28 protein-coding genes, 1 pseudogene and 1 other annotated feature are annotated in these 26626 nt (G+C 49.3%); of the genes and pseudogenes, 19 read left to right on the forward strand and 10 right to left on the reverse strand.

The window, feature by feature from the left end; all coding sequences use genetic code 11:
* The first annotated feature begins 85 nt into the window (after positions 1–85).
* Entirely contained in the window at positions 86–571 is a 486-nt protein-coding gene (gene spy / locus HEM79_RS01805; protein ID WP_001228965.1) for an ATP-independent periplasmic protein-refolding chaperone Spy, read from the forward strand.
* Between the two features lie 202 nt (positions 572–773).
* A complete protein-coding gene (gene ves / locus HEM79_RS01810) occupies positions 774–1349 on the forward strand; it encodes an environmental stress-induced protein Ves (protein WP_016158159.1) in 576 nt (191 codons plus the stop codon).
* Here the strand turns inward: ves and cho are convergent.
* Both cho and nadE read right to left on the reverse strand, forming a co-directional pair.
* Positions 1309–2196 carry an excinuclease Cho gene (cho, locus tag HEM79_RS01815; RefSeq protein ID WP_000252348.1) on the reverse strand — a complete coding sequence of 296 codons (888 nt, stop codon included), beginning with the start codon at positions 2194–2196 and terminating at the stop codon, positions 1309–1311. The two genes, ves and cho, sit on opposite strands and share 41 nt — an antisense overlap.
* Before the next feature lie 229 nt (positions 2197–2425).
* Positions 2426–3253, reverse strand: a complete 828-nt coding sequence (gene nadE, locus HEM79_RS01820; RefSeq protein WP_176241148.1) for an ammonia-dependent NAD(+) synthetase — start codon at positions 3251–3253, stop codon at positions 2426–2428.
* A 200-nt stretch (positions 3254–3453) separates the two neighbouring features.
* Between nadE and osmE the strand changes: the two genes are divergently transcribed.
* From osmE to chbG, 7 genes and pseudogenes are all read left to right on the forward strand, one after another.
* Positions 3454–3792 carry an osmotically-inducible lipoprotein OsmE gene (osmE, locus tag HEM79_RS01825; RefSeq protein WP_001039038.1) on the forward strand — a complete coding sequence of 113 codons (339 nt, stop codon included), beginning with the start codon at positions 3454–3456 and terminating at the stop codon, positions 3790–3792.
* A gap of 300 nt (positions 3793–4092) precedes the next feature.
* The gene (gene chbB, locus HEM79_RS01830) at positions 4093–4413 is read left to right on the forward strand and encodes a PTS N,N'-diacetylchitobiose transporter subunit IIB (RefSeq protein ID WP_000412169.1); all 321 of its coding nucleotides are present in this window, start codon (positions 4093–4095) and stop codon (positions 4411–4413) included.
* A gap of 81 nt (positions 4414–4494) precedes the next feature.
* Positions 4495–5852, forward strand: a pseudogene (gene chbC / locus HEM79_RS01835) (PTS N,N'-diacetylchitobiose transporter subunit IIC).
* A 50-nt stretch (positions 5853–5902) separates the two neighbouring features.
* On the forward strand, positions 5903–6253 hold the full coding sequence (gene chbA, locus HEM79_RS01840; RefSeq protein WP_000968919.1) for a PTS N,N'-diacetylchitobiose transporter subunit IIA: 351 nt from the start codon (positions 5903–5905) through the stop codon (positions 6251–6253).
* Between the two features lie 7 nt (positions 6254–6260).
* Entirely contained in the window at positions 6261–7103 is an 843-nt protein-coding gene (gene chbR, locus HEM79_RS01845; protein WP_000983663.1) for a transcriptional regulator ChbR, read from the forward strand.
* A 119-nt stretch (positions 7104–7222) separates the two neighbouring features.
* Positions 7223–8575, forward strand: a complete 1353-nt coding sequence (gene celF / locus HEM79_RS01850; RefSeq protein ID WP_105286862.1) for a 6-phospho-beta-glucosidase — start codon at positions 7223–7225, stop codon at positions 8573–8575.
* 12 nt (positions 8576–8587) lie between these two features.
* A complete protein-coding gene (gene chbG, locus HEM79_RS01855) occupies positions 8588–9346 on the forward strand; it encodes a chitin disaccharide deacetylase (protein ID WP_176241147.1) in 759 nt (252 codons plus the stop codon).
* Positions 9347–9392: 46 nt separating this feature from the next.
* Here chbG and katE read toward each other — a convergent pair whose 3' ends face one another.
* Positions 9393–11654, reverse strand: a complete 2262-nt coding sequence (gene katE / locus HEM79_RS01860; RefSeq protein ID WP_176241146.1) for a catalase HPII — start codon at positions 11652–11654, stop codon at positions 9393–9395.
* A gap of 182 nt (positions 11655–11836) precedes the next feature.
* Here katE and cedA point away from each other — a divergent pair, with 182 nt between their 5' ends.
* Entirely contained in the window at positions 11837–12100 is a 264-nt protein-coding gene (cedA, locus tag HEM79_RS01865; RefSeq protein ID WP_001241546.1) for a cell division activator CedA, read from the forward strand.
* A 45-nt stretch (positions 12101–12145) separates the two neighbouring features.
* Here cedA and tcyP read toward each other — a convergent pair whose 3' ends face one another.
* The 3 genes from tcyP to hxpB all read right to left on the reverse strand — a co-directional run bounded on the left by tcyP (position 12146) and on the right by hxpB (position 15091).
* Complete coding sequence (gene tcyP, locus HEM79_RS01870) at positions 12146–13537, reverse strand: cystine/sulfocysteine:cation symporter (RefSeq protein WP_001010734.1); 1392 nt, start codon at positions 13535–13537, stop codon at positions 12146–12148.
* Positions 13538–13669: 132 nt separating this feature from the next.
* Positions 13670–14260 (reverse strand): metal-dependent hydrolase, encoded by a 591-nt coding sequence (locus HEM79_RS01875; protein WP_105286859.1) that lies wholly within the window; start codon positions 14258–14260, stop codon positions 13670–13672.
* 162 nt (positions 14261–14422) lie between these two features.
* Entirely contained in the window at positions 14423–15091 is a 669-nt protein-coding gene (gene hxpB, locus HEM79_RS01880; RefSeq protein ID WP_176241145.1) for a hexitol phosphatase HxpB, read from the reverse strand.
* Positions 15092–15237: 146 nt separating this feature from the next.
* On the opposite strand from hxpB, the gene HEM79_RS01885 reads away from it, so the two are divergent.
* Positions 15238–15774, forward strand: a complete 537-nt coding sequence (locus HEM79_RS01885; protein WP_000222184.1) for a YniB family protein — start codon at positions 15238–15240, stop codon at positions 15772–15774.
* A gap of 40 nt (positions 15775–15814) precedes the next feature.
* On the opposite strand, the gene HEM79_RS01890 is transcribed toward HEM79_RS01885, so the two are convergent.
* From HEM79_RS01890 to pfkB, 3 genes are all read right to left on the reverse strand, one after another.
* Positions 15815–16675: a fructosamine kinase family protein gene (locus HEM79_RS01890; protein ID WP_000267675.1), complete on the reverse strand. Its 861-nt coding sequence runs from the start codon at positions 16673–16675 to the stop codon at positions 15815–15817.
* Positions 16676–16780: 105 nt separating this feature from the next.
* Entirely contained in the window at positions 16781–17071 is a 291-nt protein-coding gene (ghoS, locus tag HEM79_RS01895) for a type V toxin-antitoxin system endoribonuclease antitoxin GhoS (protein WP_000896962.1), read from the reverse strand.
* A gap of 97 nt (positions 17072–17168) precedes the next feature.
* On the reverse strand, positions 17169–18101 hold the full coding sequence (gene pfkB / locus HEM79_RS01900) for a 6-phosphofructokinase II (protein ID WP_021550690.1): 933 nt from the start codon (positions 18099–18101) through the stop codon (positions 17169–17171).
* A gap of 286 nt (positions 18102–18387) precedes the next feature.
* On the opposite strand from pfkB, the gene HEM79_RS01905 reads away from it, so the two are divergent.
* The gene (locus HEM79_RS01905) at positions 18388–19146 is read left to right on the forward strand and encodes a DUF481 domain-containing protein (protein ID WP_176241144.1); all 759 of its coding nucleotides are present in this window, start codon (positions 18388–18390) and stop codon (positions 19144–19146) included.
* A gap of 59 nt (positions 19147–19205) precedes the next feature.
* On the opposite strand, the gene yniD is transcribed toward HEM79_RS01905, so the two are convergent.
* Positions 19206–19313, reverse strand: coding sequence for a small membrane protein YniD (gene yniD, locus HEM79_RS01910; RefSeq protein WP_001142445.1), 108 nt, complete (start codon positions 19311–19313; stop codon positions 19206–19208).
* 300 nt (positions 19314–19613) lie between these two features.
* Between yniD and thrS the strand changes: the two genes are divergently transcribed.
* From thrS to pheT, 7 genes are all read left to right on the forward strand, one after another.
* Positions 19614–21542, forward strand: coding sequence for a threonine--tRNA ligase (thrS, locus tag HEM79_RS01915; protein WP_001144207.1), 1929 nt, complete (start codon positions 19614–19616; stop codon positions 21540–21542).
* A 3-nt stretch (positions 21543–21545) separates the two neighbouring features.
* Positions 21546–22088: a translation initiation factor IF-3 gene (infC, locus tag HEM79_RS01920; RefSeq protein ID WP_001700733.1), complete on the forward strand. Its 543-nt coding sequence runs from the start codon at positions 21546–21548 to the stop codon at positions 22086–22088.
* Between the two features lie 92 nt (positions 22089–22180).
* Positions 22181–22378 (forward strand): 50S ribosomal protein L35, encoded by a 198-nt coding sequence (gene rpmI, locus HEM79_RS01925; RefSeq protein WP_001124225.1) that lies wholly within the window; start codon positions 22181–22183, stop codon positions 22376–22378.
* A 52-nt stretch (positions 22379–22430) separates the two neighbouring features.
* Positions 22431–22787 (forward strand): 50S ribosomal protein L20, encoded by a 357-nt coding sequence (gene rplT / locus HEM79_RS01930; RefSeq protein ID WP_000124850.1) that lies wholly within the window; start codon positions 22431–22433, stop codon positions 22785–22787.
* 116 nt (positions 22788–22903) lie between these two features.
* Positions 22904–23028 (forward strand) — a sequence feature (Phe leader region).
* The gene (gene pheM, locus HEM79_RS01935) at positions 22910–22954 is read left to right on the forward strand and encodes a pheST operon leader peptide PheM (RefSeq protein ID WP_001386830.1); all 45 of its coding nucleotides are present in this window, start codon (positions 22910–22912) and stop codon (positions 22952–22954) included. Its footprint overlaps the feature before it by 45 nt.
* Positions 23029–23236: 208 nt before the next feature.
* Positions 23237–24220, forward strand: coding sequence for a phenylalanine--tRNA ligase subunit alpha (pheS, locus tag HEM79_RS01940; protein ID WP_000018588.1), 984 nt, complete (start codon positions 23237–23239; stop codon positions 24218–24220).
* A gap of 14 nt (positions 24221–24234) precedes the next feature.
* Entirely contained in the window at positions 24235–26622 is a 2388-nt protein-coding gene (gene pheT, locus HEM79_RS01945) for a phenylalanine--tRNA ligase subunit beta (protein WP_176241143.1), read from the forward strand.
* Positions 26623–26626 lie beyond the last annotated feature (4 nt).

A 26626-nucleotide genomic window follows, 5' to 3' on the forward strand; every position in this document is an offset into this window, starting at 1 on the left:
GCTAAAGTCAGTAAAGTTAATCTCGTCAACACGGCACGTTACTTAAGAAAGCCGTAATAAATAACTGAAAGGAAGGATATAGAATATGCGTAAATTAACTGCACTGTTTGTTGCCTCTACCCTGGCTTTTGGCGCGGCTAACCTGGCCCATGCCGCCGATACCACTACCGCAGCACCGGCTGACGCGAAGCCGATGATGCACCATAAAGGTAAATTCGGTCCGCATCACGACATGATGTTTAAAGACCTGAACCTGACCGATGCGCAGAAACAGCAGATTCGCGAAATCATGAAAGGTCAGCGTGACCAGATGAAACGCCCGCCGCTGGAAGAACGCCGCGCAATGCATGACATTATTGCCAGCGATACCTTCGACAAAGCAAAAGCTGAAGCGCAGATCGCAAAAATGGAAGAACAGCGCAAAGCTAACATGCTGGCGCACCTGGAAACCCAGAACAAGATTTACAACATCCTGACGCCGGAGCAGAAAAAGCAATTTAATGCTAATTTTGAGAAGCGTCTGACAGAACGCCCTGCGGCAAAAGGTAAAATGCCTGCAACTGCTGAATAATCTTTCAGCCTGACAACTTAAGACCGCCGGTCTTGTCCACTACCTTGCAGCAATGCGGTGGACAGGATCGGCGGTTTTCTTTTCTGTTATACAACTTTTGCAAAAAAAACCTAATCACCACTAAGGTAAATCACCCGAGTTGCCGATAACAATCCACGGTTGCCTGAACGATAACAATGAAAAGAGTATGCCGGGAGCGAGTATGGAATACTTTGATATGCGTAAAATGTCGGTGAACCTGTGGCGAAACGCTGCCGGTGAAACTCGGGAAATCTGTAGCTTTCCTCCGGCAAAACGTGATTTTTACTGGCGTGCCAGCATTGCTTCCATTGCGGCAAATGGTGAGTTTTCGTTGTTTCCGGGAATGGAAAGGAGCGTGACGCTGCTGGAAGGCGGTGAGATGCTCCTTGAAAGCACTAACCGTTTTAGCCATACCTTAAAACCGCTACAGCCTTTTGCTTTCTCGGCGGATCAGGTGGTAAAAGCGAAACTGACTGAAGGTCAGATGTCGATGGATTTCAACATCATGACGCGCCTTGATGCCTGTAAGGCGAAAGTCAGAATTGCCGATCGCACGTTCACCACTTTTGGCTCACGCGGTGGGGTGGTGTTTGTGATTAGCGGAGCGTGGCAACTGGGCGACAAGCTGTTGACTACCGACCAGGGCGCGTGCTGGTACGATGGCAGGCACACCCTGCGGCTTTTGCAACCGCAAGGCAAACTGCTGTTCAGTGAAATTAACTGGCTGGCAGGCTATTCACCGGATCAAGTTCAGTGATTTCATAGTTGCCGGAAAGCAGCGGTTTACAGAGGATTTTATAACCGTCGTGATCAAACCCGGCGGGTGTACGGATTAACGTTGCAGCCTCTTCCAGCGAATTAACCGCGCCCAGCCACAGCCAGTTATGAATAATATGATATTGGGTCATTTCCGGATGCTGTTCTTTCAGCGCCACCGCACCTCGCCACGGCCAACAAACAACCCGCAAACGCTCCAGAGACTGGCGCAAACGTAGCGCATGAGCGTCATGGCTCTCTTTACCGCAGCACGCTCCGGCGCAACGTTTTAGCGCCGAACGAAAACAAGCGCGCCCGCGACTTAACGGTTCCAGCCCAAGCAGGCCATAACAAAGTTTTTGTTCATCGGCGATGGTCTGTAACGCTTGTAAAGCCGCACGACGGTTGGCAAACAGGCCGAATAAGTTTGCTGCGGTAGAAAAATCCACGTCTTTGGCATACACCACATCGACACGCTTTTCATTCAGTTGCAGGGCACAGAGCTGGCGATTACGGCGCAAGCGTTTATTAAACAGTGGCTGTTGTTCTTTGATTAATCGCGCTTCGAGGAGTAGAGCGCCAATTTCGCCTGCGGTGCAGATCCAGCTAATTCGCCGGGATTGCCGCAGCATCGCGGCTTCATCCTGAGTGCGTAAATGAGAAAGCACCCGACTGCGGATATTAACGCTTTTGCCGATATAGAGCGGCATGGTGTCACTTTCGCCATGAAACAGATACACCCCTGGTCGGGTGGGTAAGTCATTAAGGAATGAACGTAAATGTTCGGGATATTCGTAGATTGCCGCCGCTTCAAATTCTGGCCGCAGGGAAGTTAAACGCCGTACCACTGTTGACTCCAAGTGCTGGTTATCTATCCAGTGTAACAGGCGGGAAACGATTAAAAAAGAGGCGGGTCGATGACAAAAGTAACACCGCCTGATGCGCTACGCTTATCAGGCCTACTCGACTCCTGCAATGTACTGAATTTGCAAAGTTTTGTAGGCCGAATAAGGCGTTCACGCCGCATCCGGCATGAACAAAGCACTCTTTTTCGCACAAGCCATTATGTGCAAATGATTACTTTTTCCAGAAATCATCGAAAACTGTAATTGGCGGACGGCGTTTATGTTCGGTTTTCAGATACCAGTTTTCTATTGTTCTGGCGACCTGTTCGGGTACGGTTTTCCCTTCCAGATAGTCATCGATATTGTCATAGCTCACGCCGAGCGCCACTTCATCTGGCAGGGAAGGGCGGTCATCTTCCAGGTCGGCTGTTGGCGCCTTCTTGTAGAGATGTTCCGGGCAACCTAATGCCGCCAGTAACTGTTTGCCCTGACGCTTGTTCAGACGGTATAGCGGATTAATATCAGTACCACCGTCACCGTATTTAGTGAAGAATCCGGTAATGGCTTCTGCCGCATGATCGGTGCCAACCACGACACCGTTGGTCATGCCTGCAATGCTGTATTGCGCTTTCATCCGCTCACGCGCTTTTTCATTGCCGCGAACGAAATCACTTAATTCAATACCCGCCTCGCGCAGCGCCTGTTCGCTGGCCAATACCGCGCCCTTGATATTCACGGTTAATACGCGATCCGGTTGAATAAAGGCAATGGCGTCCTGACAATCCTGTTCATCAGCCTGAACACCGTAGGGCAGGCGCACGGCAATGAATTGCAGTGCCTCGTTGCCCGTTTCCTGACGTAGCTCGTTAATTGCCATTTGACACAGTTTCCCGGCAAGAGTGGAGTCCTGACCGCCGCTGATCCCGAGCACCAATGATTTAATGAACGGGTAGGTTTGCAAATAGCTTTTCAGAAAATCGATGCTGCGGCGAATTTCCTCTTCAGCATTAATCTGCGGTTTTGCGCCCAGCGCCTTTATTATTTGTTGTTGCAATGTCATTGAACCCCTCCAGACAGAAAAATAAAACTTCCTTAAAGCTAACCCGTTGCTACAGAAACGACAAGCGACAGCAGGTTGAATGGCGGTTAAAACGTCATACAGGAATCCTCTGAAAGCAGAGCCGTTTCGTTCACAGGCTTGAAAAAGCGCCCAATGTATTCCAGGCTTATCTAACACGCTGATAAACAAGAGGACGGAATATGAACAAGAATATGGCAGGAATTCTGGGTGCAGCGGCGGTATTAACCATGCTGGCAGGTTGTACGGCGTATGATCGTACCAAAGACCAGTTTGTACAGCCTGTGGTGAAAGACGTCAAAAAAGGCATGAGCCGGGCGCAGGTTGCACAAATTGCGGGTAAACCTTCGTCTGAAGTGAGCATGATCCATGCTCGTGGTACTTGCCAGACCTATATCCTGGGTCAACGTGATGGTAAAGCAGAAACCTATTTTGTCGCGTTAGATGATACCGGACATGTCATCAACTCCGGCTATCAGACCTGTGCCGAATACGACACCGATCCACAAGCGGCGAAGTAATTTCTTCGCCTGAAAGCTTGAGTTACAACGGAAACCGGCCATTGCGCCGGTTTTTTTTTGCCCCGTGTTCTTATTTATTGTCGCGAATTATTTAACCGAAATGTGAAGAAGGTCATAACAACAGGTCAAGGAGAGACAATTTGTATGGTCAAAGAAATACTATCGTTCAGGTCAATACCGTATACTCTTTTCAGCCACCAAAAAAAGTCATGTTGGTTTCGCAAGTTACCCAGAGCATGGAAGCAGGTGAAGGCTTGCGGAGTGTCTGGCTGACAGATAATCGTTGATGAGGGCAGTTTTATGGAAAAGAAACACATTTATCTGTTTTGTTCTGCGGGCATGTCTACCTCTTTACTGGTATCAAAAATGCGCGCACAGGCAGAAAAATATGAAGTTCCGGTCATTATTGAAGCATTTCCGGAAACACTGGCGGGTGAAAAAGGTCAGAATGCCGATGTCGTGTTATTAGGGCCGCAGATTGCTTATATGTTGCCCGAAATCCAGCGTTTGTTACCCAACAAACCCGTTGAAGTCATTGATTCACTGTTATATGGCAAAGTCGATGGTTTAGGCGTGCTTAAGGCTGCAGTTGCAGCAATTAAAAAAGCCGCAGCAAATTAATTTTTAAATTTTTCCGTCAAAGAGTTATTTCATAAATCTATACCGCAATACTTTAATTGCGGTTTTTAAGGGTATTTTTCTATGAGTAATGTTATTGCATCGCTTGAAAAGGTACTCCTCCCTTTTGCAGTCAAAATAGGAAAACAGCCACACGTTAATGCAATCAAAAACGGTTTTATTCGCTTAATGCCGTTAACCCTTGCGGGGGCCATGTTTGTATTAATCAATAACGTTTTTCTGAGCTTTGGGGAGGGGTCGTTTTTTTACTCCTTAGGTATTCGCCTCGATGCCTCAACCATTGAAACACTCAATGGCCTGAAAGGTATTGGCGGAAACGTATACAACGGAACATTAGGGATTATGTCTTTAATGGCGCCGTTTTTATCGGTATGGCGCTGGCAGAAGAGCGTAAAGTCGATGCGCTCGCGGCAGGGTTGTTATCCGTTGCGGCATTTATGACCGTCACGCCTTATAGTGTCGGTGAAGCTTACGCGGTCGGCGCAAACTGGTTAGGTGGCGCGAATATCATCTCCGGGATTATTATCGGCCTGGTGGTGGCAGAAATGTTTACCTTTATTGTCCACCGTAACTGGGTGATTAAATTACCCGACAGTGTGCCGACATCGGTCTCACGTTCTTTCTCAGCATTAATTCCCGGCTTTATTATTCTTTCTGTGATGGGGATTATTGCCTGGGCGCTGAATACCTGGGGCACTAACTTCCATCAGATTATTATGGATACCATCTCGACGCCGCTGGCATCGTTGGGTAGCGTGGTCGGCTGGGCGTATGTAATTTTTGTTCCGCTGCTGTGGTTCTTCGGTATTCACGGCGCGCTGGCGCTGACCGCGCTGGACAACGGCATTATGACGCCGTGGGCGCTGGAAAACATCGCCACCTATCAACAATATGGCTCCGTCGAAGCGGCGCTGGCAGCCGGTAAGACCTTCCATATCTGGGCCAAGCCGATGCTGGACTCCTTTATTTTCCTCGGGGGCAGCGGTGCGACCCTGGGGCTGATTCTGGCTATCTTTATCGCTTCTCGCCGTGCTGACTATCGTCAGGTGGCAAAACTGGCGCTGCCGTCGGGCATCTTCCAGATTAACGAACCGATTCTGTTTGGCTTGCCGATTATCATGAACCCGGTGATGTTTATTCCGTTTGTTCTGGTGCAACCGATTCTGGCGGCAATTACTCTGGCGGCGTACTACATGGGCATCATCCCACCGGTGACTAACATTGCACCGTGGACCATGCCAACCGGTCTGGGAGCCTTCTTTAATACTAACGGTAGCGTCGCTGCATTGCTGGTCGCACTCTTCAACCTTGGCATCGCAACGCTGATATATCTGCCATTTGTCGTGGTGGCAAACAAAGCGCAGAACGTGATTGATAAAGAAGAGAGCGAAGAAGATATTGCTAACGCCCTGAAATTTTAATCGACGCTGGCACGGGCAATCGTGCCGGTAAGAATAGAGAGGAACGATGTATGATGGATCTCGATAATATTCCTGATACGCAAACGGAAGCTGAGGAACTGGAAGAAGTGGTGATGGGGCTTATCATCAACTCCGGACAAGCGCGCAGCCTGGCGTATGCGGCGCTGAAGCAGGCGAAGCAGGGCGATTTTGCAGCGGCAAAAGCCATGATGGATCAGTCGCGGATGGCCTTGAATGAAGCGCATCTGGTACAGACGAAACTGATTGAAGGCGACGCGGGCGAAGGCAAGATGAAAGTGAGTCTGGTGCTGGTTCACGCCCAGGATCATCTAATGACTTCCATGCTTGCACGTGAACTGATTACCGAATTAATTGAGCTTCATGAAAAACTGAAGGCATAAGGAGTCGATGATGCAGCCAGTGATTAATGCGCCGGAAATTGCCACTGCCCGTGAACAGCAGTTGTTTAATGGCAAAAATTTCCATGTATTTATCTACAATAAAACGGAAAGTATTACTGGATTGCATCAGCATGACTATTATGAATTTACCCTGGTTTTAACTGGTCGTTATTTCCAGGAGATTAACGGTAAGCGCGTGTTGCTGGAACGGGGCGATTTTGTTTTTATTCCGTTAGGATCACACCATCAAAGTTTTTATGAGTTTGGTGCCACGCGCATATTGAACGTTGGGATCAGTAAACGTTTTTTTGAACAGCATTATTTGCCGTTGTTGCCTTATTGCTTTGTTGCTTCACAGGTTTACCGAACTAATAATACTTTTCTTACCTATGTGGAAACGGTGATTTCTTCATTGAATTTCAGCGAAACCGGTCTGGAAGAATTTGTTGAGATAGTCACTTTTTATGTCATTAACCGTTTACGTCATTACCGCGAAGAACAGGTGATTGATGATGTGCCACAGTGGTTAAAAAGTACGGTTGAAAAGATGCATGATAAAGCGCAGTTCAGTGAAAATGCGCTGGAAAATATGGTGATGTTATCGGCTAAATCGCAGGAGTATTTGACGCGTGCGACTCAGCGATATTATGGCAAAACGCCGATGCAGATTATTAATGAAATCCGCATTAACTTTGCCAAAAAACAACTGGAAATGACTAACTATTCTGTGACTGATATTGCATTTGAAGCCGGTTATAGTAGCCCAAGCCTGTTTATTAAAACGTTTAAGAAACTAACATCTTTTACACCAAATAGTTATCGTAAGAAATTGACTGAATTTAATCAGTAGTTATTATCACTGATCATTAAATTTACATGCGTGCCTTATTTATCCTGGGGAGACCGGGATATTCCTGACGTAGAGGCAGGTATGAATAATATCAGTATTTCCTGATGAAGGGAGAAATTATGAGCCAGAAATTAAAAGTCGTCACTATTGGTGGCGGGAGTAGTTATACCCCAGAACTACTGGAAGGGTTTATTAAGCGTTATCACGAATTGCCGGTGACTGAATTATGGCTGGTGGATGTCGAAGGTGGTAAAGCAAAACTGGATATTATCTTTGATCTCTGCCAGCGAATGATCGATAACGCTGGTGTACCGATTAAACTTTATAAAACGCTTGATCGTCGTGAGGCGCTGAAAGGGGCAGATTTTGTCACTACCCAACTGCGCGTAGGTCAATTACCAGCACGCGAACTGGATGAACGTATTCCGTTAAGTCATGGTTATCTTGGCCAGGAAACTAATGGTGCGGGTGGCCTGTTTAAAGGTCTGCGCACCATTCCGGTGATTTTTGACATCGTAAAAGATGTCGAAGAACTTTGTCCGAATGCATGGGTGATCAACTTCACTAACCCGGCGGGAATGGTCACTGAAGCGGTTTATCGTCATACCGGATTTAAACGCTTTATCGGCGTGTGTAATATTCCGATTGGTATGAAAATGTTTATCGGCGATGTTTTAGCCTTGAATGAGAACGATGATTTATCTATCGATCTGTTCGGCCTGAACCACATGGTGTTTATTAAGGATGTGTTGGTAAATGGCAAATCACGTTTTGCCGAATTGCTTGATGGTGTGGCATCCGGGCAGTTAAAAGCATCTGGCGTTAAAAATATTTTCGATCTGCCGTTTAGCGAAGGTTTAATTCGGGCACTGAACCTGTTGCCGTGTTCCTATTTGCTTTATTACTTCAAGCAAAAAGAGATGCTGGCGATTGAAATGGGTGAATACTACAAAGGCGGCGCGCGTGCGCAGGTGGTACAGAAAGTCGAGAAGCAACTCTTTGAGCTGTATAAAAACCCGGATCTGAAAGTGAAACCGAAAGAGCTGGAGCAGCGCGGTGGAGCTTATTACTCTGATGCAGCGTGCGAAGTCATCAACGCTATCTACAACGACAAGCAAACGGAACATTACGTTAATATCCCGCATCATGGGCATATTGATAATATTCCTGCAGACTGGGCGGTAGAAATGACCTGCACGCTGGGGCGCGATGGCGCGACGCCACATCCGCGCATTACGCATTTCGATGACAAAGTGATGGGGCTGATTCACACCATCAAAGGCTTCGAGATTGCGGCCAGCAACGCAGCACTTAGCGGGGAATTTAACGATGTGTTACTGGCGCTAAACCTTAGCCCGTTGGTGCACTCCGATCGTGATGCTGAGCTGCTGGCACGCGAGATGATTCTGGCGCACGAGAAATGGCTGCCAAACTTTGCCGACTGCATAGCAGAACTTAAAAAAGCACATTAACCGGGGCTGATTATGGAACGCTTACTGATTGTTAATGCCGATGACTTTGGCCTAAGTAAAGGCCAGAACTACGGCATTATCGAGGCCTGCCGAAACGGTATTGTCACGTCGACGACGGCGCTGGTGAATGGTGAAGCTATCGCCCATGCGGTGCAGTTGAGTCGCGATGAACCGAGTCTGGCAGTTGGAATGCACTTTGTTCTCACCCTGGGCAAGCCGCTGACTGCAATGCCGGGTTTAACCCGCGAAGGTGTGTTGGGGAAGTGGATCTGGCAACTGGCGGAAGAAGATGCTTTACCGCTGGAGGAAATTGCTCAGGAACTTGCCAGTCAGTATCTGCGTTTCATTGAGCTATTTGGGCGCAAACCAACGCACCTTGATAGCCATCATCATGTGCATATGTTCCCGCAGATTTTCCCGATTGTGGCGAAGTTTGCGGCTGAAGAGGGGATTGCGTTGCGCATCGACCGTCAGCCGCTATCTTATGATGGTGATTTACCGGCTAATCTGCGCAGCTCGCAGGGATTCAGTAGCGCGTTCTATGGTGAAGAGATTAGCGAGTCACTGTTTCTGCAAGTGCTGGATGATTCCTGCCATCGCGGTGAACGTTCGCTGGAAGTGATGTGCCATCCGGCGTTTGTCGATAATACAATTCGCCAGAGTGCATATTGCTTTCCACGGTTAACGGAGCTGGAAGTGTTGACATCCGCATCGCTGAAGTATGCCATTGCCGAGCGAGGTTATCGGTTGGGTAGTTATCTTGATGTGTAAGATGGTTTGTAAAGTCACTCCCCTGGGGGAGTGACTTTATTCATATTTACGCCGGAATTTTATCAATCTTAGGAATTCGTGACCATACGCGGTGCGCTGCCATTAGCGTTAACAGTTCATCCATAAAACTACCGTCGGCGCTGTCGGCTTCCACAATCCCTTCTTCACCCTGGTCATCAACCTTGATTGTCGCCTTAAACTTGCGCGCATCGCCCGCCAGCGCAATTGGTTTAAGGTGCTTATAGGCTTCCATCAGATAGTAGTTTGCATCGCCGTTGTCTGCGATATCGGTGATATTGCCACAAGGGACAATGACCGCATCAACCGTCAGCGATGGCGCCCCGGCAAAGGTTGCTGCAACCGGCAACACCGTACCGTCATCGGCAGTGACTTCGCCCATCCGTGAGTAAAGCAGTTTGGCATGAACGCCTTTGGCTTTCAGCGCCTTCAGAATTGCCAGAAGGTCTGCCGATCTCACTTCATCATTAAGTAAAATCGCTACCACACGACCTTTCACATCACCGTCAGGAATGGCATACAGACTTAAAGCCGGATCTTTCTTCAACCCGTTTACGTCCGGTGGCGGCGTAATATTCAGTTGGTCGTCAGTCAGTTCGATACCGAGATTTTTTGCTACCGCCTGCGCCAGGTTAAGATCGATATGCGCTAACTGGTCAACAACGCGCTCACGAATATAAGGGCGTACAACTTTGCTTAACTCAAAGCTGAAACCGTCGACAATATGGCGCTGCTCGAACGGCGTTTGACTCAGCCAGAACAGGCGCGGATGCGAGTAGTATTCGCCAAATGATGGGCTGCGCTCCCGCACTTTATTGCCTTCCACACGCTCCTGGTACGATTCAAATCCACCGCGTTTTGGCCCCGGCGGCGTTTCGCGCGGCCAGTTATCGTTGATCGAGTTCGGTTCGTAATTCGCCGGGTTAGTGTCGATTCCCATCCGATGCATACCGTCACGCTGGAAATTGTGGTACGGGCAGGTCGGGCGATTAATCGGAATTTCATGAAAATTCGGCCCGCCAAGACGGCTGATTTGTGTATCGGTATAAGAGAACAAACGTCCCTGCAACAGCGGATCGTTGGTGAAATCCAGACCAGGGACAATATGACCTGGATGGAAAGCTGCCTGTTCGTTTTCGGCAAAGAAGTTATCCGGGTTACGGTTAAGCACCATTTTGCCGACGCGCTGAACGGGTACTAACTCTTCCGGGATGAGTTTCGTTGGGTCAAGCAGGTCGAAGTCGAATTTGAATTCATCTTCTTCGGGGATCAACTGGAAGCCCAGTTCGTATTCCGGGAAATCGCCTGCTTCAATGGCTTCCCACAGTTCGCGGCGGTGGAAGTCTGGATCACGTCCGGTGAGTTTCTGCGCTTCATCCCACACCAGTGAGGCTTTACCTGCCAGTGGTTTCCAGTGGAAACGCACAAAGGTCGCTTTACCTTCGGCGTTAATCAGGCGGAAGGTGTGAATGCCGAAGCCTTCCATGGTGCGGTAACTACGTGGTATTCCGCGATCTGACATCGCCCATATCACGTTGTGGAGCGTTTCTGGTTGCAGGGAGACATAATCCCAGAAAGTGTCGTGGGCGCTTTGCCCTTGCGGAATTGCCCAGTGCGGTTCTGGTTTTACCGCATGAACAAAGTCCGGAAATTTGTGTGCATCCTGAATAAAGAAGATTGGCGTGTTATTGCCAACAAGGTCAAAAATACCCTCTTCGGTATAGAACTTGGTGGCAAAACCACGGATATCACGCACCGTATCTGCCGAACCTGCGCCACCCTGAACGGTAGAGAAACGCACGAACACCGGGGTAATTTTGTTGGGATCTGACAGGAAGTCGGCTTTGGTGATATCGCTTAAGTTTTTATACGGCTGGAAATAACCGTGAGCGGCTGACCCACGCGCGTGAACGATACGTTCCGGAATACGTTCATGGTCGAAGTGGGTGATTTTCTCGCGCAGTATAAAATCTTCCAGCAGCGTTGGGCCACGGCTACCGGCACGCAGTGAGTTTTGATCGTCGGCGATGCGCACGCCCTGATTAGTGGTCAGCGCATAATTTTCACTGCCTTTGCGTACGTCTTCCAGAGAGTTTAGTTTTTCGTTACGCGTATCAGGGGCTTTCAGACTCCCAGGGGCGGTAGGTTGTGCGCCTGGCGGTGTTGGTTCAGCCGCTGGACGATGAGATCCGTCCTCAGGTGCCAGTGAGTCCATTCCCGGTTTCGCTTCGCTCGAATCGTGTAGTGGTGACTGGTGCTGATGTGGGTTCTTTTCGTTATGTTGCGACATTGAACTCGTCTCCTTAATTCATTACTGAAAGGGCCGCTGTTTTGGTCAAAAAACCCTCTAACTATAGACCATCAGGGTGATCCCGCTCTGGAAGTGGTGCCAGAGAAGGTATTCGGGAATATACGCAAAGCAGGACGGACGGGGGGTAAATCAGCTAAACTACAATTTTTCTGATTTTTAATATGCGTTTAGTGAAGCCAGTAATGAAGAAACCGCTACGTCAGCAAAACCGCCCGATTATTAGCTATGTTCCTCGCACGGAACCTGCGCCGCCAGAACATGCGATTAAGATGGATTCGTTTCGCGATGTCTGGATGCTGCGTGGCAAATATGTTGCGTTTGTTCTGACGGGGGAGTCATTCCTGCGCTCACCAGCATTTAGCGTGCCGGAGTCCGCCCAGCGTTGGGCTAACCAAGTGCGCCAGGAAAATGAGATCGAAGAATAAAAGAACGCCTGTCGAATGACAGGCGTTTTGCGTTATGAACCAGGATTAACGGTGTGCCAGTTCGGCGTCGTCTTCGCTGTCCAGAATGGACTTATCGGTTTGCTTCAGCCACTGGCTGGTCAGCGTACCTGCGGTCATTGAGCCGCTCACGTTCAATGCAGTTCGACCCATATCGATAAGCGGTTCAACGGAGATTAACAGAGCCACCAGCGTTACCGGCAGGCCCATCGCCGGCAGAACAATCAACGCGGCGAAAGTCGCACCACCACCAACACCTGCAACACCTGCTGAACTCACTGTGACGATACCAACGAGTGTCGCAATCCACATTGGATCCAGCGGGTTAATGCCCACCGTTGGCGCAACCATCACTGCCAACATTGCCGGATACAAACCGGCACAGCCGTTCTGACCAATGGTCGCCCCAAAAGAGGCAGCGAAACTGGCGATAGATTCTGGAACACCCAGACGACGTGTTTGTGCTTCAACGTTCAGTGGAATAGACGCAGCACTGGAGCGACTGGTGAAAGCAAACGTCAGCACCGGCCACACTTTGCGGAAGTATTTCAGCGGACTCACGCCATTAATACCCAGCAGAATGCCATGTACCGCAAACATAATGATAAGACCCAGGTAGGACGCGACAACGAAGCTACCCAGCTTAATGATGTCTTGCAGGTTGGAACCGGCAACCACTTTAGTCATCAGCGCAAGCACGCCGTAAGGGGTTAGTTGCATGACCAGGCGAACCAGTTTCATCACCCAGCTTTGCAGTGTGTCGATAGCTGTTAAAACGCGTTCACCTTTCGGCGCATCATCTTTCAGCAGTTTCAGCGCCGCGACGCCGAGGAATGCGGCAAAAATTACCACGCTGATAATTGATGTCGGATTCGCACCGGTCAGATCGGCAAACGGATTTTTCGGTATAAAAGACAGAATGAGTTGCGGAACACTTAAATCCGCGACTTTACCGACATAGTTGCTTTCGATAGCGTTCAGACGGGCAGTCTCAGCGCCACCCTGAACCAGACCTTCAGCAGTCAGACCAAACAGGTTAGTCACCAGCACACCGACCAGCGCCGCAATCAGCGTGGTAAACAGCAGCGTACCGATGGTCAGAAAACTGATTTTTCCTAACTGAGATGCGTTATGCAGGCGAGCAACCGCGCTCAGAATAGAGGCGAATACTAACGGCATAACGATCATTTGCAGTAGCTGAACATAGCCGTTACCGACAATGTTAAACCACTGTACAGAATCTTTAAGTACCTGGCTGTCAGAACCATAAATGGTATGCAGAGCAAGGCCAAAGACCACGCCCATCACCAGACCCACCAGTACTTTTTTTGCCAGACTCCACTGTTTGTGGCGGGCCTGAGCCAGCACAAACAATAGAACAACGAACACCACGATGTTCGCAATTAATGGAAAGTTCATCCCCGTTCTCCTGATCTTATTATTTCTATCACTGTGTAACAGTCATAGTGTTGGCGCAAGATTAACAGAACTGTGAGCTGGCTCTTATATTCAAATGGAATTGCTTATTCCAGAAAGGTGATTTTTGCTTTTTTAGTATTCAACCTGATGCTTAATAAGGCGATGAAACTGGATCTGCAAGGTATTGATCATTTGCGATGACCAACGAACCGCGCTGTTTTCAGGCAGAGAATGGGGCATCCACACCGACCAGACAAATAATGCCATGCAGAGAAAACGTTCCAGCTGATTGCCCTTTTGTGGCACCAGAATTGGCAGGCGAAAGCGCCAGCGACACGGCCAGAGCAGGGGAACACCAGCCGGTGTCAGCATATCGGCAAGAATATGACTCAAATAACCCAGCACCATACCTTGCAGTGCATCAGCCGGAATAAACCAGCTTTCCGGAACTTTGAGGTAAAAGGTTGCCAGCAGGGCAAATACAGCCAGCAAACTGTGGGTAAATCCACGGTGTCCAAATGCGCGGGCAATGGGTTTTGATATCCACTTTAATCGCTGCCCAAGAAACGATTTTGGGTGGTCGATGTCCGGTAACAGACACGTTAAGATCGCGGAAGGGACAATATGCCACCAGTCACCCTGTGCCAGCACGGGTGTCAGCTCGGCATTTTTGGCAAATACCGCACAAGCAATAGAAAAGAGAAGGTGACCTTCCGCCGTCATGATAAAACTCACTAAACTGTCGATACGTACAGTATAGGATTTTTATACAGTGCGCGGAAGTGGTGACGGTGTAACTCTTTATCACAAAATGATGATAAATCCGCCAGTTGAATAAAAATTCAGATAAAAAGCCAGGGGCAGTTATGACACTGCCCGATTTTATTAGCCGAGGAGGTCGGTCGCGGTCAATTCGGTGAGAGATGAAAGTTTTACGTTTGCCAACACAAAACGTGGATCATTTTGCGCTTCGGGCGCGGGGACGACGATAGAACGCATACGTGCCGCTTTAGAGGCGATCATGCCATTTACAGAGTCTTCCAGCGCCACGCAGGCGAGAGGATCAACCCCCAGTTTTGCTGCACAGTCGAGATACACTTGTGGATGCGGCTTGCTGTAAGGCAGCTTTTCGGCGGAGGCGAGGGCATCGAAACTGTCACGTAAGCCAAACATGGTCAGCACTTTTTCCAGCATATGCAAAGGTGACGCGGAGGCCAGACCTACCAATAATCCTTGTTCTTTGCATAGCGCAACGGCCTCACGCACACCAGGCAGTAATGGTCGCGTCTCTTCAACCAGTGAAATGGCACGGGCAATAACCCGTTCAACTACTTCCTGACGACTCGGCCCATTCCACGGTTGCCGGGCATACCACAGATCAACCACCATATCGATGCGTAAACCTAAGGTATCCGGTAGCTCGTTACGACGGGAGATATCTACCCCCAGGCTTGCCATCACATCCAGTTCGGCTCGATCCCATAAAGGTTCTGAGTCGATAAGTAATCCATCCATATCGAAAATTGCAGCAAGAATCTGACGCGGGGTTGACATTACAACCTCTCCTTTAGAGCATTATGTGTAAGGTATTAAGCAGTGCTTATGATTAAGCGCCTATCATATCGCCTTTAAAGAATGGGCGAAAACAGATATCTACAGGTAAACTAATTGAAACGACGCGTCTTAATCAAGGAGAACTCATGACGTATCAACAAGCTGGACGCATTGCTGTTTTGAAAAGGATTTTGGGTTGGGTGATTTTTATACCGACACTTGTTTCCACGTTAATTTCCTTGCTGAAGTTTATGAATGTCCGGCAAGAATCCCAGGAAGGCATCAATGCAGTAATGCTCGATTTTGCGCATGTCATGATCGATATGATGCAGGCGAATACGCCTTTTCTGAATCTGTTCTGGTACAACTCACCGACGCCCAATTTTAATGGTGGCGTGAACGTTATGTTTTGGGTGATTTTCATCCTGATATTTGTGGGTCTTGCGTTGCAAGACTCTGGTGCCCGTATGAGCCGCCAGGCGCGCTTTTTGCGCGAAGGTGTTGAGGATCAACTCATTCTGGAGAAGGCTAAAGGGGAAGAGGGGTTAACGCGTGAACAGATTGAGTCACGCATTGTGGTGCCACACCATACTATTTTCTTACAGATTTTCTCACTCTATATCCTGCCGGTAATTTGTATTGCTGCGGGGTATGTGTTCTTTTCTTTGCTTGGATTTATTTAAGTAAAAGGCCGCATGGAGCGGCCATTATCATCAATCCACATCACGCAGCTAACAATCTATCCAGTGATTGCTGGGCAATAACCAAATGCTGGCCGCCAAACAACCTTGCACGGTTAAGCAACGTGTAGAGTTGATAAATCGGCTGACGTTCGAGGAAATCTGCCGGTAGCGGTGAAACGGACTGATAGCCGTCATAGATTTGTGGCGGCTGTTCGGTATGCAGCGGTAACATCGCCAGATCGCACTCTCTGTCGCCCCAGTAACAGGCAGGGTCGAATATATACGGCCCCTCCGGGCCCAGAGCGCAGTTGCCAGACCATAAATCACCGTGTAACAGTGAAGGCTGTGGCTGATGTGAACTCAGACGCTGCTGAATATGCTCGACGATGGCGTCGATATTGCCGAAGGCGATCCCTTTTTCTGCCGCCAGTTCCAGTTGCCAGCCAATACGTTGTTCAGCAAAGAACGTTGACCAGCGACGTTGCCAGGTGTTGGGTTGTGGAGTAGTGGAAAGTGCGTTATCAAAATCGAGGCCAAATTGCGGCTGGTCACTCCATTGATGCAGGTGCGCAATTTGTTGTCCTAAAATAAATGCGTTATGTGCATCCAACGGGCGAGGCGGGAGATAGTCCATCACCAAAAAACTGTAGTCGCGGTCAGCGCCAACAGCCCAGACTTTAGGCACGGTGACGGTTTTACTGCGCGACAGTAATTCCAGTTGGTCGGCTTCGGCGGTAAAACCGGAAAGCAGTTCCCTTTCATCACATTTGACGAAAAAGTCACGTCCTGCATAGCGTAAATGCCATGCGGCATGGACTTCTCCGCCAGGCAGTTCATTACGCAGTTCGATTTCGCCTTCACCTAACTGTTCGCTCAAAAGACGACTGATTGCCTGCCACATGATGTCTCTCCCATGTTGTCTGCCAGATCATAAGGTTAGCGCAGGAATGCGGTGCAAAAACACGAGCTAACGCACACCACAGACTGATTATTGCCCAAAAACCATTTATTTTCTGTTGCTATGCCAGTCCTCCCAGGTGGTAATTATGATCTCTGGGTCTTTGCCTGTGGCGCTTTGGGTGAGTGCGGCAACCAGCTCTCTTATTTCATCTTCACTTTGAGTACTGATAAGCCCAAAGGTGTTCGTTCCCAGCTCATGGATATTTCCGTCATCATCCGTCATGGTCAGTAAAAAACCGTCGCGTGTCAGAAAGTTATTTAACTCATTAATTTCAGTTAATGTGTCTTCATGCAACATGACAGTAATGACATAACGGACAAGATCGCCACCAGCCATAATTCACCTCTTTGTTATCACGTGATTTTTTAGCATAGTCGGAGAAACGCGTTGTCGACAGGTTTATGGTGATTCCCCCAATATTGGGGGAATATCTCTATGAGTGGGAAAGGTAAGCGTAAATTTTTTGCGTATCGTCATGGGAGCACAGGCGAGTTCCCTGATTGAGCGTGGCGGCGCTGCCCGCAGCGACCCCAAAACGAACCATCTCTTCAAGAGAGGCATTTTCCGCCAGTTTCAGCGTCATCGCGCCGACCATGCTGTCGCCTGCACCGACGGTACTCTGGCTTTTCACCGGTGGTGGCACGACCTGAATACAGTTTTCGCTGTCCACTCCCAGCGCGCCCTGCGGACCAAGGGAAACGACAACCCGCCTGGCCTTACCGCTATTAACGATTTCCTGCGCGGCTTTGCGCACATCATCAGGTTGGGTGAGTTCGCGGTTAACCAGTGCACTGAGTTCTTTCTGGTTAGGCTTAACCAGTTCAATATTGCCAATGGCCAGGGCTGCACTTAAAGCCTCGCCAGAACTGTCGACGATGCAGCGAATCCCTTGCCTTTGCGCAGCGGAAATCAGCTGAGTTAATTTTTCCAGCTTCACTCCTGGGGGCAGGCTTCCGCTGATGACCAGGATGGCTCCAGATTCAATTTCCAGAACTTGCTCTTCAAGTTGACGAAATTCATCGTCACTTAATGTCGCGCCAGGCATGACAAATCGGTACTGCTCACCTGTAGACTCCACATGTACGTGCAGATTCTGACGGGTCCAGTCTTTTGCTTCGACGGTCGCAACCGGGACATTTTCATCAGCCAGCAGTGAAACCAGATGTTCGCCAGTCGCTCCGCCAGCCGGGAAGATTGCCGTGGCGCTCCCACCAAGGTGAGCAATGGCGCGGGCGACGTTAATACCGCCGCCCCCAGGCTCGAACACCGGGGCGGTACAACGCAGTTTCCCTTCGGGATAAATTTGCGGGGTAATTGTTGCGCTATCGAGAGAGGGCGCAAGTGTCAACGTATAGATACGTACCATCATTTCCTCCTATAGGCTGATTTCAGTCTGGCACTGAATCAGTGGAAAGTGAAGAAATTAACAATATGATTTATTGGATATTTATATGAAAATAATAAGATGAAGATATATAAATAAATATTTGTTTTCGTAATGTGCTTATTCAAAAAATGAAATAAGAAGTCGTTGCTAAGTTTTTCACTCCTTTTTATAATTTGTCACCTTTCCAGGGACGCTACTCTTTGATCCTTAAGAAAGTTTCCGGGACCGCGATGGTCTCTTTTTTTGTTGTACGGACTTTTAATAAATGAAGCTTTTGAAGACAGTTCCTGCCATCGTTATGCTGGCGGGGGGTATGTTTGCGTCTCTGAATGCAACTGCCGATGATTCCGTTTTTACTGTCATGGACGATCCTGCCAGCGCCAAAAAACCTTTTGAAGGTAATCTGAATGCAGGCTACCTTGCACAATCAGGTAACACGAAAAGTTCTTCACTAACGGCTGATTCCACTATGACCTGGTATGGGCATTCTACTGCCTGGTCGCTGTGGGGGAATGCCAGTAATACTTCTTCTAACGATGAGCGTTCTTCGGAAAAATATGCGGTCGGCGGGCGTAGCCGTTTTAATTTAACTGACTATGACTATTTATTTGGTCAGGCAAGCTGGCTGACAGACCGCTATAACGGTTATCGCGAACGCGATGTGCTGACTGCGGGTTATGGTCGCCAGTTTTTGAATGGCCCGGTACACAGCTTCCGCTTTGAATTCGGTCCTGGCGTGCGTTACGACAAATATACCGACAATGCCAGTAAAACCCAGCCGCTGGGTTATGCTTCTGGGGCTTACGCGTGGCAGTTGACCGACAACGCGAAAATAACCCAGGGCGTTTCCGTCTTTGGCGCGGAAGATACGACGCTGAACTCGGAAAGCGCGTTAAATGTGGCTATTAATGAACATTTCGGCCTGAAGGTGGCGTACAACGTTACATGGAACTCTGAACCGCCTGAATCGGCTCCAGAACATACCGATCGCCGAACAACGTTATCGCTGGGATATAAAATGTAATTACTGCCGGGCCGCGACGAGCGGTCTGGCTTTTTCGTAAGCTAATAGCATTTTACCATTCAACCCCAAATCATTGCCGCCCAACGCAGTAACAGCATTGCGCCACAAATAGCCAGCAACACCACCACCATCTTCCAGTGTTTTTTGTCAAAACGTTTTGTCGGCATGTGTTTTCCTGCGTATTTCGAGTGGTCAATATCCGAGTGTAACAAAATGGGCAGGTGTTGCCTGTATTGATTTATATCATTTCGATCATGATGATTGCCGCTTTGCCCGATAACAAATACCGTGTAAACTGCCAGACGGTATTATCAGAAAGTGGGTGTAGGTCTGGCATCGCTAATCAGCATGTTATGACATATTTCGCAGAGTGAAGCGGGAATCAGCCCAAACCTTTTTGGTAAATTTCATATGAATCTTTGTATGTGATCTTGCGTATGGGTCACCACTGCAAATAAGGATATAACATGCCTGTTATTACTCTTCCTGATGGCAGCCAACGCCATTACGACCACGCTGTAAGTCCCATGGATGTTGCGCTGGACATTGGTCCAGGTCTGGCGAAAGCCTGTATCGCAGGGCGCGTAAATGGTGAGCTGGTTGATGCTTGCGATCTGATTGAAAACGACGCACAACTGTCGATCATTACCGCAAAAGACGAAGAAGGTCTGGAGATCATTCGTCACTCCTGCGCGCACCTGTTAGGGCACGCGATTAAACAACTTTGGCCGCATACCAAAATGGCAATCGGCCCGGTTATTGACAACGGTTTCTATTACGACGTTGATCTTGACCGCACGTTAACCCAGGAAGATGTCGAAGCACTCGAGAAGCGGATGCATGAGCTTGCTGAGAAAAACTACGACGTCATTAAGAAGAAAGTCAGCTGGCACGAAGCGCGTGAAACGTTTGTTAAACGCGGCGAGAGCTATAAAGTCTCCATCCTGGACGAAAATATTGCCCATGATGACCAGCCTGGCCTCTATTTCCATGAAGAATATGTCGATATGTGCCGTGGTCCGCACGTACCGAATATGCGTTTCTGCCATCATTTCAAACTGATGAAAACGGCAGGCGCTTACTGGCGCGGCGACAGCAACAACAAAATGTTGCAGCGTATTTACGGTACTGCGTGGGCAGACAAAAAAGCCCTCAACGCTTACCTGCAGCGCCTGGAAGAAGCCGCTAAACGCGATCACCGTAAAATCGGCAAACAGCTTGACCTGTATCATATGCAGGAAGAAGCGCCGGGTATGGTATTCTGGCACAACGACGGCTGGACAATCTTCCGTGAACTGGAAGTATTCGTTCGTTCTAAACTGAAAGAGTACCAGTATCAGGAAGTAAAAGGTCCGTTCATGATGGACCGCGTCCTGTGGGAAAAAACCGGTCACTGGGACAACTACAAAGATGCAATGTTCACCACCTCTTCAGAGAACCGTGAATACTGCATTAAGCCGATGAACTGCCCGGGTCACGTACAAATTTTCAACCAGGGGCTGAAGTCGTATCGCGATCTGCCGCTGCGTATGGCTGAGTTCGGTAGCTGCCACCGTAACGAGCCGTCAGGTTCTCTGCATGGCCTGATGCGCGTGCGTGGTTTTACCCAGGATGACGCGCATATCTTCTGTACTGAAGAACAAATTCGCGATGAAGTTAACGGATGTATCCGTTTAGTCTATGATATGTACAGCACTTTTGGCTTCGAAAAAATCGTGGTCAAACTTTCCACTCGTCCTGAAAAACGTATTGGCAGCGACGAAATGTGGGATCGTGCTGAGGCGGATCTGGCGGTTGCGCTGGAAGAAAACAACATCCCGTTTGAATATCAACTGGGTGAAGGCGCTTTCTACGGTCCGAAAATTGAATTTACCCTGTATGACTGCCTCGATCGTGCATGGCAGTGCGGTACAGTACAGCTGGACTTCTCCTTGCCGTCTCGTCTGAGCGCCTCTTATGTAGGCGAAGACAACGAGCGTAAGGTTCCGGTAATGATTCACCGCGCAATTCTGGGGTCAATGGAACGTTTCATTGGTATCCTGACCGAAGAGTTCGCTGGTTTCTTCCCGACCTGGCTTGCGCCAGTGCAGGTTGTTATCATGAATATTACCGATTCTCAGTCTGAATACGTTAACGAATTGACGCAAAAACTATCAAATGCGGGCATTCGTGTTAAAGCAGACTTGAGAAATGAGAAGATTGGCTTTAAAATCCGCGAGCACACTTTGCGTCGCGTCCCATATATGCTGGTCTGTGGTGATAAAGAGGTGGAATCAGGCAAAGTTGCCGTTCGCACCCGCCGTGGTAAAGACCTGGGAAGCATGGACGTAAATGAAGTGATCGAGAAGCTGCAACAAGAGATTCGCAGCCGCAGTCTTAAACAATTGGAGGAATAAGGTATTAAAGGCGGAAAACGAGTTCAAACGGCGCGCCCTAACCGTATCAATGGCGAAATTCGCGCCCAGGAAGTTCGCTTAACAGGTCTGGAAGGCGAGCAGCTTGGTATTGTGAGTCTGAGAGAAGCTCTGGAGAAAGCAGAAGAAGCCGGAGTAGACTTAGTCGAGATCAGCCCTAACGCCGAGCCGCCGGTTTGTCGTATCATGGATTACGGCAAATTCCTCTATGAAAAGAGCAAGTCTTCTAAGGAACAGAAGAAAAAGCAAAAAGTTATCCAGGTTAAGGAAATCAAATTCCGTCCTGGTACAGATGAAGGCGACTATCAGGTAAAACTCCGCAGCCTGATTCGCTTTCTGGAAGAGGGTGACAAAGCCAAAATCACACTGCGTTTCCGTGGTCGTGAGATGGCGCACCAGCAAATCGGTATGGAAGTGCTTAATCGCGTGAAAGACGATTTGCAAGAACTGGCAGTGGTCGAATCCTTCCCAACGAAGATCGAAGGCCGCCAGATGATCATGGTGCTCGCTCCTAAGAAGAAACAGTAAGGCCATCAAGTAATCATTCCTGTGGGCTTCGGCTCACAGGGTGATTCGCCTTTGTTTCTGTTTATCAACAATGCGAAGTGGAAGTTATTAAAATGCCAAAAATTAAGACCGTACGCGGTGCTGCTAAGCGCTTCAAAAAAACCGGTAAAGGTGGTTTTAAGCACAAGCACGCTAACCTGCGTCACATTCTGACCAAAAAAGCGACCAAACGTAAACGTCACCTGCGTCCGAAAGCCATGGTTTCCAAAGGCGATCTGGGTCTGGTAATCGCGTGCCTGCCGTACGCATAAGCCGTTAACGTTTTTAACTTTTTAATTAGAATATAGATACAGGAGAGCACATATGGCTCGCGTAAAACGTGGTGTTATTGCACGCGCACGTCACAAGAAAATTTTGAAACAAGCTAAAGGTTACTACGGTGCGCGTTCTCGCGTATACCGCGTTGCCTTCCAGGCTGTTATCAAAGCTGGTCAGTATGCTTACCGTGACCGTCGTCAACGTAAGCGTCAGTTCCGTCAACTGTGGATTGCGCGTATCAACGCAGCAGCACGTCAGAACGGTATTTCTTACAGCAAATTCATCAATGGCCTGAAAAAAGCCTCTGTTGAAATCGACCGTAAGATCCTGGCTGATATCGCAGTATTCGACAAAGTAGCGTTCACCGCTCTGGTTGAAAAAGCGAAAGCAGCTCTGGCATAAGCCAGTTGGAAGAGGGAGCTAGTCTCCCTCTTTTCGTTTCAACACTATCAGAACATTGACTTTTATCGCCGTAGCCTTTTCAATAAAGGTCTTTTGAATAGTACCAAAAGGTAACGCAAGCAATGAATGCTGCTATTTTCCGCTTCTTTTTTTACTTTAGCACCTGACTCCAGGAGGCTAGCGCGTGAGAAGAGAAACGGAAAACAGCGCCTGAAAGCCTCCCAGTGGAGGCTTTTTTTGTATGCGCGTTTTGAGAAATAAAAAGCCTGTCTCATCAGGCGTAATTGTCGCAGCCAGTTTGGACACGGCCAGCGCGGAGAAACCGGAGCGTACTTAAGTACGTGAGGATTTCGAGCACTGCCCAGGACAAAATGGCAAGTAAAATAGTCTGATGGGATAGGCTCTAAGTCCAACGAACCAGTGTCACCACTGACACAATGAGGAAAACCATGTCACATCTCGCAGAACTGGTTGCCAGTGCGAAGGCGGCCATTAGCCAGGCGTCAGATGTTGCCGCGTTAGACAATGTGCGCGTCGAATATTTGGGTAAAAAAGGGCACTTAACCCTTCAGATGACGACCCTGCGTGAACTGCCGCCAGAAGAACGCCCGGCAGCCGGTGCGGTTATCAACGAAGCGAAAGAGCAGGTGCAGCAGGCGTTGAATGCGCGTAAAGCCGAACTGGAAAGCGCGGCGCTGAATGCGCGTCTGGCGGCAGAAACTATTGATGTCTCCCTACCTGGTCGCCGTATTGAAAACGGCGGTCTGCATCCGGTGACCCGTACCATCGACCGTATCGAAAGTTTCTTCGGTGAGCTTGGCTTTACCGTGGCAACCGGGCCGGAAATCGAAGATGATTATCATAACTTCGATGCTCTGAACATTCCTGGTCACCACCCGGCGCGCGCTGACCACGACACTTTCTGGTTTGATGCAACCCGTCTGCTGCGTACCCAGACTTCTGGTGTACAGATCCGCACCATGAAAGCTCAGCAGCCGCCGATTCGTATCATCGCGCCTGGACGTGTTTATCGTAACGACTACGACCAGACCCACACGCCGATGTTCCATCAGATGGAAGGCCTGATTGTTGATACCAATATCAGCTTCACCAACCTGAAAGGCACGCTGCACGATTTCCTGCGTAACTTCTTTGAAGAAGATTTGCAGATTCGTTTCCGTCCTTCCTATTTCCCGTTCACCGAACCGTCTGCAGAAGTTGACGTCATGGGTAAAAACGGCAAATGGCTGGAAGTGCTGGGTTGTGGGATGGTGCATCCGAACGTGCTGCGTAACGTTGGTATCGACCCGGAAGTTTACTCTGGTTTCGCCTTCGGGATGGGGATGGAGCGTCTGACCATGTTGCGTTATGGCGTCACCGACCTGCGTTCATTCTTCGAAAACGATCTGCGTTTCCTCAAACAGTTTAAATAAGGCAGGATTAGATTATGAAATTCAGTGAACTGTGGTTACGCGAATGGGTGAACCCAGCGATTGATAGCGACGCGCTGGCGAATCAAATCACCATGGCGGGTCTGGAAGTTGACGGTGTAGAACCCGTTGCCGGTAGCTTCCACGGCGTGGTTGTCGGTGAAGTGGTTGAGTGTGCCCAGCATCCGAATGCGGACAAACTGCGTGTGACCAAAGTTAATGTCGGCGGCGATCGCCTGCTGGATATCGTCTGCGGTGCGCCAAACTGCCGTCAGGGGCTGCGTGTGGCGGTAGCGACTATTGGTGCTGTTCTGCCGGGCGATTTCAAAATTAAAGCGGCGAAACTGCGTGGCGAACCGTCTGAAGGGATGCTGTGCTCCTTCTCTGAGCTGGGTATTTCTGACGATCACAACGGCATTATCGAACTGCCAGCGGATGCGCCAATTGACACCGATATCCGCGAATACCTGAAACTTGATGACAACACTATCGAAATCAGTGTTACGCCAAACCGTGCCGACTGCTTAGGCATCATTGGTGTTGCGCGTGACGTTGCCGTGCTGAACCAGCTGCCGCTGGTTGAACCGGAAATCGTTCCGGTTGGTGCGACCATCGACGACACGCTGCCGATTGCAGTAGAAGCACCGGAAGCCTGCCCGCGTTATCTTGGTCGTGTGGTTAAAGGCATTAATGTTAAAGCGCCAACCCCGCTGTGGATGAAAGAAAAACTGCGTCGCTGCGGTATTCGTTCCATTGATGCGGTAGTTGACGTAACCAACTACGTGCTGCTCGAACTGGGCCAGCCGATGCACGCTTTCGATAAAGATCGTATTGAAGGCGGCATTGTAGTGCGGATGGCGAAAGAGGGTGAAACGCTGGTGCTGCTCGACGGTACTGAAGCGAAGCTGAATGCTGACACCCTGGTCATTGCCGACCACAACAAGGCGCTGGCGATGGGCGGCATCTTCGGTGGCGAACACTCTGGCGTAAATGAAGAAACGCAAAACGTCCTGCTGGAATGTGCTTTCTTCAGCCCGCTGTCTATCACCGGTCGTGCTCGTCGTCATGGTCTGCATACCGATGCGTCCCATCGTTACGAGCGTGGTGTTGATCCGGCACTGCAGCACAAAGCGATGGAACGTGCGACCCGTCTGCTGATTGACATCTGTGGCGGTGAAGCTGGTCCGGTAATCGATATCACTAATGAAGCAACGCTGCCGAAGCGTGCGACCATCACTCTTCGTCGTAGCAAACTGGATCGCCTGATCGGCCATCATATTGCTGATGAACAGGTGACTGACATTCTGCGTCGTCTCGGCTGTGAAGTGACCGAAGGTAAGGACGAGTGGCAGGCTGTTGCGCCGAGCTGGCGTTTCGACATGGAGATTGAAGAAGATCTGGTCGAAGAAGTGGCGCGTGTTTACGGCTACAACAACATCCCGGATGAGCCGGTACAGGCGAGCCTGATTATGGGCACTCATCGTGAAGCTGACCTGTCACTCAAGCGCGTGAAAACGCTGCTCAACGACAAAGGCTATCAGGAAGTGATCACTTACAGCTTCGTTGATCCGAAAGTTCAACAGATGATCCATCCGGGCGTTGAAGCCTTACTGCTGCCAAGTCCGATTTCCGTTGAAATGTCGGCAATGCGTCTTTCTCTGTGGACTGGCCTGCTGGCAACCGTGGTGTACAACCAGAACCGTCAGCAAAACCGTGTGCGTATTTTCGAAAGCGGTCTGCGTTTCGTGCCGGATACTCAGGCACCGTTGGGCATTCGTCAGGATCTGATGTTAGCTGGTGTGATTTGCGGTAACCGTTACGAAGAGCACTGGAACCTGGCAAAAGAGACCGTTGATTTCTATGATTTGAAAGGCGATCTTGAATCCGTTCTCGACCTGACCGGTAAACTGGCTGACGTTGAGTTCCGTGCAGAAGCGAATCCGGCACTGCATCCGGGACAATCCGCAGCGATTTATCTGAAAGGTGAACGTATTGGTTTTGTTGGGGTTGTTCATCCTGAACTGGAACGTAAACTGGATCTTAACGGTCGCACTCTGGTGTTTGAACTGGAGTGGAACAAGCTCGCAGACCGCGTGGTGCCTCAGGCGCGCGAGATTTCTCGCTTCCCGGCGAACCGTCGTGACATTGCTGTTGTGGTCGCAGAAAACGTTCCTGCTGCGGATATTTTATCCGAATGTAAGAAAGTTGGCGTAAATCAGGTAGTTGGCGTAAACTTATTTGACGTGTACCGTGGTAAGGGTGTTGCGGAGGGGTATAAGAGCCTCGCCATTAGCCTGATCCTGCAAGATACCAGCCGTACACTTGAAGAAGAGGAGATTGCCGCTACCGTCGCCAAATGTGTAGAGGCATTAAAAGAGCGATTCCAGGCATCATTGAGGGATTGAACCT

Origin of the sequence: Escherichia sp. 93.0816 (assembly GCF_013368855.2) — a bacterium.
Classification (GTDB): Bacteria; Pseudomonadota; Gammaproteobacteria; order Enterobacterales; family Enterobacteriaceae; genus Escherichia; species Escherichia ruysiae.

Coding starts and splice junctions, on each gene's coding strand:
- spy (WP_001228965.1), top strand. CDS start 86: ATGCGTAAATTAACTGCACTGTTTGTTGCCTCTACCCTGGCTTTTGGC.
- ves (WP_016158159.1), top strand. CDS start 774: ATGGAATACTTTGATATGCGTAAAATGTCGGTGAACCTGTGGCGAAAC.
- nadE (WP_176241148.1), bottom strand. CDS start 3,253: ATGACATTGCAACAACAAATAATAAAGGCGCTGGGCGCAAAACCGCAG.
- osmE (WP_001039038.1), top strand. CDS start 3,454: ATGAACAAGAATATGGCAGGAATTCTGGGTGCAGCGGCGGTATTAACC.
- chbB (WP_000412169.1), top strand. CDS start 4,093: ATGGAAAAGAAACACATTTATCTGTTTTGTTCTGCGGGCATGTCTACC.
- chbA (WP_000968919.1), top strand. CDS start 5,903: ATGATGGATCTCGATAATATTCCTGATACGCAAACGGAAGCTGAGGAA.
- chbR (WP_000983663.1), top strand. CDS start 6,261: ATGATGCAGCCAGTGATTAATGCGCCGGAAATTGCCACTGCCCGTGAA.
- celF (WP_105286862.1), top strand. CDS start 7,223: ATGAGCCAGAAATTAAAAGTCGTCACTATTGGTGGCGGGAGTAGTTAT.
- chbG (WP_176241147.1), top strand. CDS start 8,588: ATGGAACGCTTACTGATTGTTAATGCCGATGACTTTGGCCTAAGTAAA.
- katE (WP_176241146.1), bottom strand. CDS start 11,654: ATGTCGCAACATAACGAAAAGAACCCACATCAGCACCAGTCACCACTA.
- cedA (WP_001241546.1), top strand. CDS start 11,837: ATGCGTTTAGTGAAGCCAGTAATGAAGAAACCGCTACGTCAGCAAAAC.
- tcyP (WP_001010734.1), bottom strand. CDS start 13,537: ATGAACTTTCCATTAATTGCGAACATCGTGGTGTTCGTTGTTCTATTG.
- HEM79_RS01875 (WP_105286859.1), bottom strand. CDS start 14,260: ATGACGGCGGAAGGTCACCTTCTCTTTTCTATTGCTTGTGCGGTATTT.
- hxpB (WP_176241145.1), bottom strand. CDS start 15,091: ATGTCAACCCCGCGTCAGATTCTTGCTGCAATTTTCGATATGGATGGA.
- HEM79_RS01885 (WP_000222184.1), top strand. CDS start 15,238: ATGACGTATCAACAAGCTGGACGCATTGCTGTTTTGAAAAGGATTTTG.
- HEM79_RS01890 (WP_000267675.1), bottom strand. CDS start 16,675: ATGTGGCAGGCAATCAGTCGTCTTTTGAGCGAACAGTTAGGTGAAGGC.
- ghoS (WP_000896962.1), bottom strand. CDS start 17,071: ATGGCTGGTGGCGATCTTGTCCGTTATGTCATTACTGTCATGTTGCAT.
- pfkB (WP_021550690.1), bottom strand. CDS start 18,101: ATGGTACGTATCTATACGTTGACACTTGCGCCCTCTCTCGATAGCGCA.
- HEM79_RS01905 (WP_176241144.1), top strand. CDS start 18,388: ATGAAGCTTTTGAAGACAGTTCCTGCCATCGTTATGCTGGCGGGGGGT.
- yniD (WP_001142445.1), bottom strand. CDS start 19,313: ATGCCGACAAAACGTTTTGACAAAAAACACTGGAAGATGGTGGTGGTG.
- thrS (WP_001144207.1), top strand. CDS start 19,614: ATGCCTGTTATTACTCTTCCTGATGGCAGCCAACGCCATTACGACCAC.
- rpmI (WP_001124225.1), top strand. CDS start 22,181: ATGCCAAAAATTAAGACCGTACGCGGTGCTGCTAAGCGCTTCAAAAAA.
- rplT (WP_000124850.1), top strand. CDS start 22,431: ATGGCTCGCGTAAAACGTGGTGTTATTGCACGCGCACGTCACAAGAAA.
- pheS (WP_000018588.1), top strand. CDS start 23,237: ATGTCACATCTCGCAGAACTGGTTGCCAGTGCGAAGGCGGCCATTAGC.
- pheT (WP_176241143.1), top strand. CDS start 24,235: ATGAAATTCAGTGAACTGTGGTTACGCGAATGGGTGAACCCAGCGATT.